Source organism: Rhizobium mesosinicum (genome assembly GCF_019511345.1).
GTDB lineage: Bacteria > Pseudomonadota > Alphaproteobacteria > Rhizobiales > Rhizobiaceae > Rhizobium > Rhizobium mesosinicum.
The window spans coordinates 43,453-55,472 of the sequence record NZ_JAEUAK010000008.1; the positions used below are offsets into that span (position 1 = coordinate 43,453).

At 61.5% G+C, this 12,020-nt stretch carries 13 protein-coding genes; 6 read left to right on the top strand and 7 right to left on the bottom strand.

Annotation, left to right across the window (positions count from 1 at the left end; all coding sequences use genetic code 11):
- Positions 1–54: 54 nt before the first annotated feature.
- A complete protein-coding gene (locus JNB85_RS20145; protein ID WP_220336078.1) occupies positions 55–1,023 on the bottom strand; it encodes a zinc ABC transporter substrate-binding protein in 969 nt (322 codons plus the stop codon).
- A 102-nt stretch (positions 1,024–1,125) separates the two neighbouring features.
- Between JNB85_RS20145 and znuC the strand changes: the two genes are divergently transcribed.
- The 3 genes from znuC to JNB85_RS20160 are packed head-to-tail and all read left to right on the top strand — an operon-like array spanning position 1,126 to position 3,324.
- Positions 1,126–2,121: a zinc ABC transporter ATP-binding protein ZnuC gene (gene znuC, locus JNB85_RS20150; protein WP_220336079.1), complete on the top strand. Its 996-nt coding sequence runs from the start codon at positions 1,126–1,128 to the stop codon at positions 2,119–2,121.
- The gene (znuB, locus tag JNB85_RS20155) at positions 2,114–2,929 is read left to right on the top strand and encodes a zinc ABC transporter permease subunit ZnuB (RefSeq protein ID WP_220336080.1); all 816 of its coding nucleotides are present in this window, start codon (positions 2,114–2,116) and stop codon (positions 2,927–2,929) included. Before znuC ends, znuB begins: the two co-directional genes overlap by 8 nt.
- Positions 2,926–3,324 (top strand): Fur family transcriptional regulator, encoded by a 399-nt coding sequence (locus tag JNB85_RS20160; RefSeq protein WP_220336081.1) that lies wholly within the window; start codon positions 2,926–2,928, stop codon positions 3,322–3,324. Before znuB ends, JNB85_RS20160 begins: the two co-directional genes overlap by 4 nt.
- A gap of 108 nt (positions 3,325–3,432) precedes the next feature.
- On the opposite strand, the gene JNB85_RS20165 is transcribed toward JNB85_RS20160, so the two are convergent.
- Complete coding sequence (locus tag JNB85_RS20165) at positions 3,433–4,179, bottom strand: phosphotransferase family protein (RefSeq protein WP_220336082.1); 747 nt, start codon at positions 4,177–4,179, stop codon at positions 3,433–3,435.
- A gap of 220 nt (positions 4,180–4,399) precedes the next feature.
- Here JNB85_RS20165 and JNB85_RS20170 point away from each other — a divergent pair, with 220 nt between their 5' ends.
- The gene (locus JNB85_RS20170) at positions 4,400–5,173 is read left to right on the top strand and encodes a gamma-glutamylcyclotransferase (protein ID WP_220336083.1); all 774 of its coding nucleotides are present in this window, start codon (positions 4,400–4,402) and stop codon (positions 5,171–5,173) included.
- 25 nt (positions 5,174–5,198) lie between these two features.
- Here the strand turns inward: JNB85_RS20170 and JNB85_RS20175 are convergent, their stop codons facing one another.
- Complete coding sequence (locus JNB85_RS20175; protein ID WP_220336084.1) at positions 5,199–6,230, bottom strand: aldo/keto reductase; 1,032 nt, start codon at positions 6,228–6,230, stop codon at positions 5,199–5,201.
- Positions 6,231–6,396: 166 nt separating this feature from the next.
- Here JNB85_RS20175 and JNB85_RS20180 point away from each other — a divergent pair, with 166 nt between their 5' ends.
- A complete protein-coding gene (locus JNB85_RS20180; protein ID WP_220336318.1) occupies positions 6,397–7,017 on the top strand; it encodes a TetR/AcrR family transcriptional regulator in 621 nt (206 codons plus the stop codon).
- 25 nt (positions 7,018–7,042) lie between these two features.
- On the opposite strand, the gene JNB85_RS20185 is transcribed toward JNB85_RS20180, so the two are convergent.
- The 4 genes from JNB85_RS20185 to JNB85_RS20200 all read right to left on the bottom strand — a co-directional run bounded on the left by JNB85_RS20185 (position 7,043) and on the right by JNB85_RS20200 (position 11,243).
- On the bottom strand, positions 7,043–8,008 hold the full coding sequence (locus JNB85_RS20185) for a DMT family transporter (RefSeq protein ID WP_220336085.1): 966 nt from the start codon (positions 8,006–8,008) through the stop codon (positions 7,043–7,045).
- 106 nt (positions 8,009–8,114) lie between these two features.
- A complete protein-coding gene (locus JNB85_RS20190; protein ID WP_220336086.1) occupies positions 8,115–9,599 on the bottom strand; it encodes a L,D-transpeptidase family protein in 1,485 nt (494 codons plus the stop codon).
- Between the two features lie 248 nt (positions 9,600–9,847).
- Positions 9,848–10,498, bottom strand: a complete 651-nt coding sequence (locus tag JNB85_RS20195) for a dihydrofolate reductase family protein (RefSeq protein WP_220336087.1) — start codon at positions 10,496–10,498, stop codon at positions 9,848–9,850.
- 103 nt (positions 10,499–10,601) lie between these two features.
- Positions 10,602–11,243: a TetR/AcrR family transcriptional regulator gene (locus tag JNB85_RS20200; RefSeq protein WP_220336088.1), complete on the bottom strand. Its 642-nt coding sequence runs from the start codon at positions 11,241–11,243 to the stop codon at positions 10,602–10,604.
- 91 nt (positions 11,244–11,334) lie between these two features.
- Here JNB85_RS20200 and JNB85_RS20205 point away from each other — a divergent pair, with 91 nt between their 5' ends.
- Positions 11,335–11,991, top strand: coding sequence for an O-methyltransferase (locus JNB85_RS20205; protein WP_220336089.1), 657 nt, complete (start codon positions 11,335–11,337; stop codon positions 11,989–11,991).
- Positions 11,992–12,020: the final 29 nt, after the last annotated feature.

A 12,020-nucleotide genomic window follows, 5' to 3' on the forward strand; every position in this document is an offset into this window, starting at 1 on the left:
TGTCGTTGTTCAAGTGGCAACAGCCCTTGCCGAAAATCGCTTGCGATTTTCGGACTATGCGCTGGCGAGGCAGCTCTTCATGCTGTCGGCGATGCCGCGCATGAGGGTGAAGTAGAGATCGGGGCCGGCAGGCAAGGTTGCGGCTTCCGGGTCCAGCACGCCTGATTTCGCCTTGGTGCCTTCGATGACGACATTGACGAGGCGCGGTTCGAATTGCGGCTCGGCGAAGACGCAGGTGGCGCCGAGATCGCCGACCTTCTTGTGGATCTCCGAGACGCGCTCCGCGCCTGGTATGGTCTCGGGGCTGACGGTGATCGAGCCGGCGACGCGGATATGGTAGCGATGCTCGAAATATTGATAGGCATCGTGGAAGACGATGAAGGGCTTGTCCTTCACCGGTGACACGGTTGCGGCGATTTCCTTGTCCAGCGCATCGAGCTTGTCATCCAGCGCGTTGGCGTTGGCCTCGTAGGTCAGCGCATTCTCAGGATCGGCGGCGACCAGCGTGGTGGTGATTTCTGTGGCCATCGCCTTGGCATTCATCGGATCGAGCCAGAGATGGGTGTCGAAGGCGCCGTGATCGTGGACATGGTCTGCCTCGGCATCATCTTGGTCATGGTCGGCTTCGGCATGCTCATCGCCATCGTCATGCGCCTCAAAGGCACCGCCTTCGCGGAAGGGCAGCTTCACCAGTCCCGGCGCATCGTCCAGCCTCGCGACAATGGCGTCGGAACCCAGCGATTCCAGCGGCTTTTCGAGGAAGGCTTCAAGGCCGGGGCCGACCCAGAAGATCACTTTGGCTTCCTGCAGCGCCCGAGCATTGGAGGGTTTCAGATTGTAGGTATGCGGGGAGGCGGCGCCATCGACGATCAACTCCGGTTTGCCGACACCCTGCATGATGGCCGATACCAGCGAATGGACCGGTTTGATCGAGGTGACGACGAGGGGCGCATCGGCCGCCTGGAGAGACCCGGCGAAAAGGAAGGCCGGGATTGCGAGGGTAAGGCGCACCGCCAGTTTCATCATCATGCTCCGCTTGAATTGCAGTTGTTATGTTATTACATCAATTGCGTTATGCTATAACGTGTGCAATAGCAGGACGCAACAGCACTTTCGGAAAATTTGATGCTCTCTCCCGCAAATACTCCTGCTGGTATGAAGGTCGAACCGCTGGTTTCGCTTGAGAATGTCGGCGTGCGCCGCGGCGGCCGCTGGCTGGTGCGCGGTGTGGATTTCTCCGTTTCTCGCGGTGAGATCGTTACGCTGATCGGTCCGAACGGCTCTGGCAAATCGACGAGCGCCAAGGCGGCAATCGGCGTGCTGAAGCCGGACGAGGGCAGGGTGGCGCGCATTGCCGGCCTCAAGGTCGGCTATGTGCCGCAGAAGCTTGCAGTGGACTGGACGCTGCCGCTTTCCGTGCGCCGTCTGATGACGCTGACCGGGCCATTGCCGGAGGCCGACATCATGGCCGCACTCGAAGCATCAGGCATGGCGCATATGCTGGATGCGCAGGTGCAGCATCTCTCCGGCGGCGAATTCCAGCGAGCGCTGATGGCGCGCGCCATTGCCCGAAAGCCCGATCTTCTTGTGCTCGACGAGCCTGTGCAGGGTGTCGATTTCGCCGGCGAGATCGCGCTTTACGACCTCATCAAATCGATCCGCAACACGACCGGCTGCGGCATTCTCTTGATCTCCCACGACCTGCACGTCGTCATGGCGGAGACGGATACCGTCATCTGCCTCAACGGCCATGTCTGCTGCCGCGGCACGCCGCAGACGGTCAGCCGGAGCCCGGAATATGTGCGCCTTTTCGGCAGCCGCGCGGCGCAGACGCTTGCCGTCTACAGCCACCACCACGACCATACGCATCTGCCGGATGGGCGCGTGTTGCATGAAGACGGTTCGGTGACCGATCATTGCCATCCCGAGGATGGGCATCACCACGATCACGACCACGGACATGATCACGGGCATGCGCATTCGCACGATCATGCCGAGGCCCATGCTCACGCCCATGCCGATGGACATCAGTCCCACGGGCATGCGCATGCAGAAGCGCACGCCCATACGCACACGCATTTCCAGAGCGGAGCCAAAAGTGGGGAGGACCGTCATGCTTGACGATTTCTTCGTGCGTGCCATTCTCGCCGGCGTCGGTCTTGCGCTGACGACAGGCCCCCTCGGCTGTTTCATCATCTGGCGGCGCATGGCCTATTTCGGCGATACGATCGCCCATTCGGCGCTGCTCGGCGTGGCGCTGTCGCTGCTCTTCGAACTCAACCTGACGCTTGCCGTCTTCGTTGTCGCCGCCACCGTCTCAATCCTGCTGCTCCTTCTGCAGAAGCGTCAGGCGCTCTCGGCCGATGCGCTGCTCGGCATTCTCTCGCATGCGACGCTGGCGATCGGCCTCGTCATGGTCGCCTTCATGACCTGGGTGCGCATCGATCTCATCGCTTTCCTGTTCGGCGATATCCTGGCGGTTTCGACCGCGGATATCGCGCTGATCTGGGGCGGCGGCGTCCTCGTGCTGGCGGCGATCGCCTGGCTGTGGCGGCCGCTGCTTGCAGCCACCGTCAATCCGGAACTGGCCGAAGCCGAGGGCCTGAGGCCTGAGCGGGCGCGGCTGTTCTTCATGCTCCTGATGGCCGTCGTCATCGCCATTGCCATGAAGATCGTCGGCATCATGCTGATCACCTCGCTCTTGATCATTCCGGCGGCGGCGGCGCGGCGCTTCTCCTCGACACCGGAGATCATGGCCGTGCTTGCTTCGCTGATCGGTGCGGTCGCCGTCGTCGGCGGGCTCTTCGGCTCGCTGACCTATGACACCCCATCCGGCCCGTCGATCGTCGTCGCCGCTCTCATTCTCTTCATTCTGAGCCTGCTTCCCGCCTGGCGCGGACGCAGGGACCTGCAAGGACAAGGCTCATGAACGCACCGCAAATGACCCGCAACCAGGCGCTCGTCTTCGACGTGCTCGAAAAGGCCGAGGGGCCGCTCAGCGCCTATACGATCCTCGACAAGCTGCGCGACCAGGGTTTCCGCGCGCCGCTGCAGGTCTACCGGGCGCTGGAAAAACTGCTCGAATATGGCGTCGTACACCGGCTCGAAAGCATCAACTCCTTCGTCGCCTGCGCCCACCCCGGCGAAGACTGCCACAGCCACGGCATCGTCGCCTTCGCGATTTGCGAAAGCTGCGGCCAGGTGATCGAATTCCACGACCATGAGGTGGATCACCGCTTGATGGGCTGGGTGCGCAGCCAAAAGTTCAAGCCGGCGAAGACGACGATCGAAATCCGCGGCACCTGCGAGGCTTGTGCGGCGTAATCCGTCCTAGAGCATTTTCGTTTTTCTTCAAATCACGAAAATGCTCTATCTCTTTGTTTTCACGCAATTCCGGACGCAAAACCGCTACACACTTTTGCTGGAATTGCTCTAGCCGTTTGCGGGGGCCAGCGATGCGAGATGCAGCAGGTCCTCGGTTTCCTCGGGGACACCCTCTGAGAGACGGGCGGCAGCGATCACCGGCAGCCAGTCAAAGACCTCATCCGGGGTCAATTCGGCCGTCTTCGCATAGGTAACGACATAGGCCTCGGCGATTGCCGGAAGCACGCGACGCATCAACAGATAGGTGCGGCAGACATCGGCGGCCGGGTTGCCGCTGCAGGCGTCCAGCCAGTCGACGATCATGACGCCATCGCCGGAGCCCAGGATATTCCAGGGATGGAAATCGCCGTGGCAGACGCGGTCGTCATCAGGCAGGGCGGCAAGTGCCAGAAGCAGTCGGTCGCGCAGATCCGGTGGCACAGGCTCGGCGCGCTCGATATTGGCCGACAGTCTTGCCTTCAGCGAGGGGAGGCCGATGCCGGGCTCGCGGTGCAGGCGCTGGTGGAGTGCTGCCATCTGCTTGATGGCTGACAATGGCGGCTCCGGCGTCATCTCATCGGCAAGGCTGGTGCCGGTCACGCGATCCATCAGGAGGCCCCATCGGCCGTGATAATCGCCGACGACGTGAACCCTGGGTGCCGGCAGCGAGAGCTTTTCCGCGACCGCCAGATTGGCCGCCTCGCGGAAGGCTGGGGCTTTCGGGCGGCCGGGCCTGTAGAGCTTCAGCGCCAGCGTGCCATGTTCAAAGACTTCCGCTTCCTTGCCGGCGCCGAGCAGACGGCCGATTTCGCTCATGTCGGGCTCCCGCACCATGGGTTTCATCAGAACGATGTGGCGCGGGTTTCGGGAAGGGAAAGGGTGCCTGCGCAGGGGCGGCGATGTCATCCGGCCCGATTGTTCCGGTATTGGAGACAGTGTGTCCGTGGCAAACGGCTTTATCCGGCGCGTAAGGCATGAATGATGGAAGTAGAAAAGAACCATCAAGGGCATCCCTGGCTCAGGGAAACGGAACGTCATGACCATCAACAATAAAGGCTGCGATGCCATCGCCTGCCGCGGTGAAGAAATCCTTTCGCGCGAGCTGCTGCTGAGCGGCACATTCGCTAACCTGATTGCCGGAGAGGCGCCGTCGCTCAAACTTCTCAGCGATGAGGAGCGACAGGCGTCCCTCGCATCGATACTTGCAGAGCGGCCGGCCGGCGACGTTTGGATTTTTGCTTATGGTTCGCTGATCTGGAATCCGATCATTCTTAGCGTCGAAAGTCGGAAGGCCCGCATCGAGGGCTGGCGCCGGTCCTTCTGCCTTGCCACCGTTTCCGGGCGAGGTTCGCCCGACAATCCCGGTCTCGTGCTCGGCCTCGATACGGGCGGCACCTGTGACGGCGTCGCCCTGAGGCTCGCGGAAGAGGATATCCAGCACGAACTCGAGCTGCTGTGGCGGCGAGAAATGGTGGCCGAGGCTTATATTCCGCGCTGGGTCGATCTATTTGATGAAGACGGCGCGCGTTTTGGAAGCGGCATCGCTTTCACCATGAACCCGCTGGCAAATACCTATGCCGGCGGGCTTTCAAGAGAAACGACCGTTCAGCGGCTTGCCACGGCTGCAGGCAGCATCGGCAGTTCGGCCGACTACCTGTTTCGCACCCGTGAAGGCTTACGGGCGCTCGATATGTGGGACGAGGTTCTGGAAGAGCTAGCCATAGAGGTGGAGGAGGCGCAACGCCGGTTGCAGCAATCGCCTGCCGAGGAGTTTCGATCCGCCGTTATGGCGAAGGCTCCGCTGGAATAGCCGAGCCTTCAGCCTTGTTTTGCCGTCAGGCGGCGGAGCGCTCTGAAAGCGGGCGGCGACGCAAGCCGGCGGTCTTGATGGCCGGCGTCTGGTAATTGGCTTCCAGCGGGCCCGTTTCGGTGCCCGGAGGGACGATGGCGTCGATCGCGTCGAGGATTTCGTCTGTCAGGCGCACTTCTGAGCCGGCGAGCAGATCGTCAAGTTGCTCCATGGTGCGCGGGCCAAGAATCGCCGAGGTGACGCCTGGATGGGCGGTGACGAAGGCGAGCGCCATGTGGGTGAGCTTGATGCCTGCAGACTCAGCCAAGGGAATGAGCTGCTCGACGGCATCGAGACTGTTTTCGTTCGACATCTGCTTGGGGAAATAGGCGACGCGGGTGCTGTCCGGCTGAGCTGCACCCCGGCGGTAGCGGCCGGTCAGCATGCCCATGGCGAGCGGGCTCCAGACCAGCGCGCCCATGCCGTAGCGTTCCAGCGTCGGCAGAACCTCACGCTCGATGCCGCGATGCAGGATGGAGTAAGGCGGCTGCTCGGTGCGGAAGCGGGCGAGACAGCGCTTTTCGGCCACCCATTGCGCCTCGATGATATCGGAGACGGGGAAGGTGGAGGAGCCGATGGCGCGGATCTTGCCTGCACGCATCAGGTCCGTGAGGGCCGAGAGCGTTTCCTCAATATCGGTGTCCGGCGCCGGGCGGTGCATCTGGAAGAGGTCGATATAATCGGTCTGCAGGCGGCGCAGCGAGTCCTCAACCGCGCGATAGATCCAGCGCCGCGAGCTGCCCTGCTGGTTCGGATCCTGGCCCATCGGGATGAAGCACTTGGTGGCGAGCACGACATTGTCGCGCCGGCCCTTCAGCGCCTTGCCGACGATCTCCTCGGATTCGCCGTGGCTGTACATATCGGCGGTGTCGATGAAATTGATGCCCGCATCGAGCGCCTTGTGGATGATGCGGATGGAATCGTCATGATCGGCATTGCCGATGGCGCCGAACATCATGGCGCCAAGGCAATAGGGGCTGACCTTGATGCCGGTGCGGCCAAGGGGACGGTATTGCATCTTCGTTTCCTTTGAATCTTGATCTGCTCGCAGGAGCAGGTGAATCTTGAGCTGCCCGTCAGGCAGGCTTTGCGGCTGGCAAAGTCCTCGCAAACAGGGTATAAGGGTGCATCCGGAACACAGTTCCGTTTATACGGAACAACGTTCCGTTTTGCAAGGGGTGTTGATGACTGACGGGATGGACAGCCCGGGCGAGGCGCGTGAGGCTGATAGCGGCCATGACAGACCGGTGCGGGCGGATGCGCGGCGCAACCTTGACCTGTTGTTGAAAGCCGCACTGGACGTGTTTGCGAATTCGGGTGTGGATGCGCCGGTGCGCGAGATCGCGGAAAAGGCGGGCGTGGGCGTCGGCACGGTCTATCGCCATTTTCCACAGCGCTCCGATCTCATCAAGGCGGTCATGCGCAACGAGGTGGATGCCTGCGCCGATGCGGCCATCACACTCGCGGCGAAGCATGAACCGGGCGAGGCGCTGTCGCGCTGGATGCAGCGCTTTGCCGATTTCATCATGGCCAAGCGTGGCCTTGCCGCGGCGCTCCATTCCGGCGATCCGGCCTATGAGGCCTTACCTGTTTATTTCGACCAGCACATGATCCCGGCCCTGCAGGGTCTGCTGGATAAAGCGGTTGCCGCGGGAGCTGTGCGTGGCGATGTGGAGGCAAGCGAACTCATCCGGGCCGGCGCGCAGCTTTCCAATCTCGGGCAGGGAGACGATCCGGCGGCGACGCGGCGGATGATTGCGCTGCTGGTGGATGGGCTGCGTTATGGGGCAGGAGCGAAGGTGTGAGCGCCTTGATCCTCGCCGTGTGCCTTCAGGCTCCCGCGGTCTTCTCCTCCGGTTTCAGCAGAATGATCAACAGCAACCCGGCGATGATGAGGACCGCACCTTCGAGGTGATAGGTCTGCAGCTTTTCGCCGAGGATGAAATAGGCGAGCACGGCGATGAAGATCGTCTGGATGTAGAGGAGCACGCCGGCGCGGGCGGCCCCCAGCGCCTCGATGCTGCGGTTGAAGAGATAATACATGAGCCCGCCGCCGGGGATTGCCACATAGGCGAGCGCGATGAGGCCGCTCGTATTCAGCGTCGTGCGTTCGTCGACGGCGAGTTCGTAGAGGTAGAAGGGGAGCGCCGTCAGCGCGGCGGCGCCGAGCAGCAGGACGAGCAGGGCGAGGCGGTTCAGATCGAACTTCGCGCGGCGCAGCAGCACCGTGTACAGGCTGAAGCAGAAGGCGCCGGCGACGATCCAGAGTTCGCCGGGATTGAAGTCGAGGCGCAGAAGTGCGGCCGGGCTGCCTTTGACGATGATGACGACGATGCCGAGGAAGGCGAGGATCGAGCCGGCCACCTGCCAGCGTCCCATCGGCTCTGACAGCATCAGGCGGGCAAGGATCATGGTGATGATCGGGATGAGCGCGATGATGATGCCGGCGGTGGTGGCATCGGCATGTTGAAGACCGACGAAGATCAGGCCCTGGCAGATGGCCAGCCCCATGCCGCCGATGAAGAGCAATTCCAGACCGCGCACACTGACCAGCGCGAGCATCTCGGAAAAATGGTGACGCACGATCGGCAGCAGGATCGCGAAGGCGATGAGCACGCGCCAGAAGCAGAGCGCCCAGGGCGGCATCTCCGTGGAGACCCATTTGGCTGCGATATAGACGCCGGCTGACAGGAGCCAGCAGAGCAGGCCCACGGAATAGGCGCCTGCAAGCGAACCGCCTGCCGCCTGTTCCGTCCCGACAGTATCACGATGGACTGCCAAGACATGTATTGCCATTGGCTAGTTATGCCACAGTTGACGGGCGCTGCACAGGTGAGGGTGGTGTGGCTTCGTCGCCCGTCAGCAGGCTGCTGGGTGGCTCAGGCCTCGAGTATTCCTCTATCTAGGACTGCGCGCGGCTCGCGGTCGTGGCCGAAATCGCCGACAAGGTTTGAGCGTCGCGGCCATAGATATCGTCGAAATAGTGGATGACGCCGTCGTCCGTCGGCCAGGCGGTGAAATAAGAAACGTAGACGGGAACCTCTTCCGGAACCGGCATGTCCTGCTTGCCGCCGGCAGCGATCTGCTGGTCGACGAACTCGACCGAGGTCTTGAGGACGGCGGCGGCCATGGCCTTCGGATTTTCCAGGCGCACGCATCCATGGCTGAACATGCGGTCCTGCGAGGCGAATTTTCCGCGAGCCGGGGTGTCATGCATGTAGATGTCGTGCGAATTCGGGAAGAGGATCTTCAACTGGCCGAGCGCATTGTCAGCACCCGGCGGCTGGACGACGCCAATATTTTCGAGCGGCTGCGACCAGTCGACCTTGGCCGAAGGCATCGTCTTGCCCTTGACCGAAACCACGTAGCCTTCCTTGTCCAGATAGGCGGGATCGCGCTTCAGGTGCGGCAGCATTTCGTTGCGGATGATCGATTGCGGCACGCCCCAGTCGGGATTGAATTCCACCGTCTTGATCGAGGCATCGAAGAAATTCGTCTGATGATCCTGCTGGCCGATAACGGCCTTCATCGACAGCGTCAGCGTCCCATTTTCATAATAGTAGGCCATGTAGGCCGGCTGGTTGATGAAGACGTAGCGCTCCGGGAATTCCTGCGGCAGCCAGCGCATCTCCTCCATCGCCACGATCACCTTGTTGATGTTGGCGGCGGTGTCGCCGCCCTGGCCTGAGGTGCGCAGGTAATGCAGCTCGGCGGCGAGCTGGGCGAATTTCGGATTGCTTGGCAGAAGACGATCGAAGACCACCATCAGGTCCGGCGTGGCCGAGAGTTGGGCGATCGTGCTCTTCAGATCGACCGGCTTGCGCTTGAAATCATAATAGTTGGACAGCTTGTTCGGATCGATGCGGCCGCGAAAATTATCCTGAAGGAACATCAGCATCTTGGCTGAGAGGGAGACTTCGAACTCGGCCAGCGCCTGCGCGTCCGATCTCTGAGGAGGGGCAACGGCATAGTCGCCGGCGTTTAATCCCCAGTCGTCAGCCTGTTTCAGAAGGCTTAGCGCCTGTGCGGCCTTGGGGGTCTGTCCCTTGCCATCGACCCAGATGAGCTTTGCCTTCGGCTGGGCGTAGTAGGCCTCGACCGCATCGGCGATGTCGTTGTTCATCGAAACCGTCAGGCCGCCCATTTCGTTCAGCACCTTGGCCTGATTGCCGCTGGCTGAATCAAAGAGCGCCGACAGCGACGCGCCCGTATCCTGCCGGACGATATGGGCGGGGCGGCGGGGCGGAACCGTATAGCTGGGCTTCGGGCTTGCCTGCGTGACGGGCGGCGCCGGCAGCGGCTCGGCGCGCACGGCAATTGCACTTCCCGAGAGCGCCAGCAGACCGGCGAGCGGTACAATCCAGCGGGAAGATGTTTTCAGCGGCATTCTGATGTCCTCGAAACCTGGTAAAATATGCTGTCGCGGCGCGCCGCACTAGTCCGTATGGGTGAGGTCCGAGTAGAACCCCAACATTCGGGCAGAAGATGGGCATTGCGTATTTCTGGCTAGCCCATAGAGGACAGAAGCCGTTGGAAGGAAATCACTTTTCCGACAACATCGATATTTGCAGCACATCATTGTGACGACGGCGGGATCGGCAAATCCGATCCCGCCGCAGTGACCGTGAGAAACCGCTACTTCCAGTTCCGGCGGCGTTCGAGTTCTGCTTCGGAAGGTTGATCGGACGCGAACGAGCCCGTCCGGACTGGGCCGTTGCGCTCATAGGTCGCGATGATGATGCCGGTGCTCGATACCACCGATCTCGTGAGCGTGAGGGCGCAAGGTGTCGCGCCGCCCTCGAACAGCCGTTTGCCCTTGCCGAGGATCAGCGGGAAAGTCAGCACGGTCATTTCATCGATCAGGTCGTTGGCAAGCAGGGTCTGGATGAGATTGCCCGATCCCTGGATGAGCAGGTCAGGCCCGTTCTCCTGTTTGATCTTGCGGAGTGACGCGACGATGTCGGATCCCAGCGATTGTGAATTCTGCCAGGTAAGGCTTTCAGGACGGTGCGTCGCGACATATTTCGTGGCAGGATTGAAGGCCCTGGCGATGTCATCGTCCTGATAGGGCCAGTGAGCGGCGAAGATGTCGTAGGTCTTGCGGCCGAGCAGCAGCGCAAAGGGCTTTGCGAAGAGTTCGCCGATCACTGACCCCATCGTGTCATCCGCGTAGGGGAATACCCAGCCACCGAACTCGAATTCGTTGACAGGGTCCTCGTGAGGGCCGCCGGGTGCTTGCATGACGCCGTCGAGACTGACGAATGTGGAGGCGATAATCTTTCTCATGGATGTCTCTCCTTTGGTGATCCGCGCCATCAGGGCCGGATCTCGGCCTGAGGACGAAGTGGGTGACGGCAGACCGACAAACTTCAAGAAAATTTGTGAGAGACTAGCTATTGGACAGTGAGTTCAGGCTGCGGAGGTAGGCGCAGAACATGTCCGCCATCGCGTCCGCGAAGGCTGAAATCTCATTCTGATCATGCGCTGCCTCGGAAAACTCCTTTCCGACGGTGCTCATCGTCGTCATGATCAGGCCTGCTGCCATGGTCCGGATTGCTTCTGTGGTATCGGGCAGCGCTTCCCGCATGAACTGGTCGATAATGGCATCGGCGGCGCCGCGTGCCTCCTGCGCTTCCGGGGCGTCGCGATAAAGGGGTGCGGCATCGTTCAGCGCGACGCGGACGGCGGCTTCCTCGCATTCGGAGCGAATGAAGGCATGGACGAGGGCACGCAGCCGGTCGAGCGGCGGACGCGCCTCGTCGCCAAGCACTTCGCCCAGCAGATTCGAGGTTTGCCGCCATTCGTCGCTCTGCAGCCGGAACAGGATGGCCGCCTTGTTGGGGAAATATTGGTAGAGCGAGCCGACGCTGACGCCGGCTCTTTCAGCCACACGGGCCGTGGTGAAACGCTGCGCGCCTTCCAGCGCCAAAACCTGAACAGCGGCCTGCAGAATGGCGTTTACGAGCTCGTTAGAGCGCGCTTGTCTCGGCGATTTTCTCGAAGAAATCCCGTGGGTTGGACGATCGGCCATACCGGCGTTCCGCAAATGCGATTAGCGAATGCGACGAATTATTCGTATTTTCATTTCGAAAGCAAGCCATTCGAAATGAAGGATTTTTCTGATGAACACTCTCGCAAGCGCACCGCTCGCGCCGCTTCTCGATCAGCTGTTTGCCGAGGCCGACAAGGCGACCAGCCCGGCCATGGCTGCACTTTCTCGCGGCGAGCGGGAGCGGCTCATGCACAGCAAGACCGAATATCTCGATTTTTACGGACGCCTGAAGGATCTGTGGCTGCCCGTTTCACGCAAGACAGGAGAGCTGCTCTACATGCTGGCGCGCAGCGCCAATGCCAGGACTATCGTCGAGTTCGGCACGTCCTTCGGCATTTCGACGCTCTACCTTGCCGCGGCCCTTCGGGACAATGGCGGCGGGCGGCTGATCAGCAGCGAATTCGAGGTTTCGAAAGTTGCGCGTGCTCGCCAGAATCTCGTCGATGCCGGCCTTGCCGATCTCGTCGAAATCCGCGAAGGCGATGCGCTCCAGACGTTGAGCGCCGACCTTCCTGATAGTATCGACCTGCTTCTGCTCGACGGGGCGAAGTCGCTTTATCCCGAGGTTCTGGCGCTGGTCGAAGGCAGGCTTCGGCCCGGTGCGCTCGTCATTGCCGACGATGCCGATAACTCCCCCCAATATCTCGACCATGTCCGTTCGCCTATGAGCGGCTACATGTCCACCCCCTTTGCCAACGATATCGAGCTGTCGATGCGCGTGGCCTGACTTCGACTACCTCTCGCACAACCAATTAA

Coding starts and splice junctions, on each gene's coding strand:
- JNB85_RS20145 (WP_220336078.1), bottom strand. CDS start 1,023: ATGAAACTGGCGGTGCGCCTTACCCTCGCAATCCCGGCCTTCCTTTTC.
- znuC (WP_220336079.1), top strand. CDS start 1,126: ATGCTCTCTCCCGCAAATACTCCTGCTGGTATGAAGGTCGAACCGCTG.
- znuB (WP_220336080.1), top strand. CDS start 2,114: ATGCTTGACGATTTCTTCGTGCGTGCCATTCTCGCCGGCGTCGGTCTT.
- JNB85_RS20160 (WP_220336081.1), top strand. CDS start 2,926: ATGAACGCACCGCAAATGACCCGCAACCAGGCGCTCGTCTTCGACGTG.
- JNB85_RS20165 (WP_220336082.1), bottom strand. CDS start 4,179: ATGAGCGAAATCGGCCGTCTGCTCGGCGCCGGCAAGGAAGCGGAAGTC.
- JNB85_RS20170 (WP_220336083.1), top strand. CDS start 4,400: ATGACCATCAACAATAAAGGCTGCGATGCCATCGCCTGCCGCGGTGAA.
- JNB85_RS20175 (WP_220336084.1), bottom strand. CDS start 6,230: ATGCAATACCGTCCCCTTGGCCGCACCGGCATCAAGGTCAGCCCCTAT.
- JNB85_RS20180 (WP_220336318.1), top strand. CDS start 6,397: ATGACTGACGGGATGGACAGCCCGGGCGAGGCGCGTGAGGCTGATAGC.
- JNB85_RS20185 (WP_220336085.1), bottom strand. CDS start 8,008: ATGGCAATACATGTCTTGGCAGTCCATCGTGATACTGTCGGGACGGAA.
- JNB85_RS20190 (WP_220336086.1), bottom strand. CDS start 9,599: ATGCCGCTGAAAACATCTTCCCGCTGGATTGTACCGCTCGCCGGTCTG.
- JNB85_RS20195 (WP_220336087.1), bottom strand. CDS start 10,498: ATGAGAAAGATTATCGCCTCCACATTCGTCAGTCTCGACGGCGTCATG.
- JNB85_RS20200 (WP_220336088.1), bottom strand. CDS start 11,243: ATGGCCGATCGTCCAACCCACGGGATTTCTTCGAGAAAATCGCCGAGA.
- JNB85_RS20205 (WP_220336089.1), top strand. CDS start 11,335: ATGAACACTCTCGCAAGCGCACCGCTCGCGCCGCTTCTCGATCAGCTG.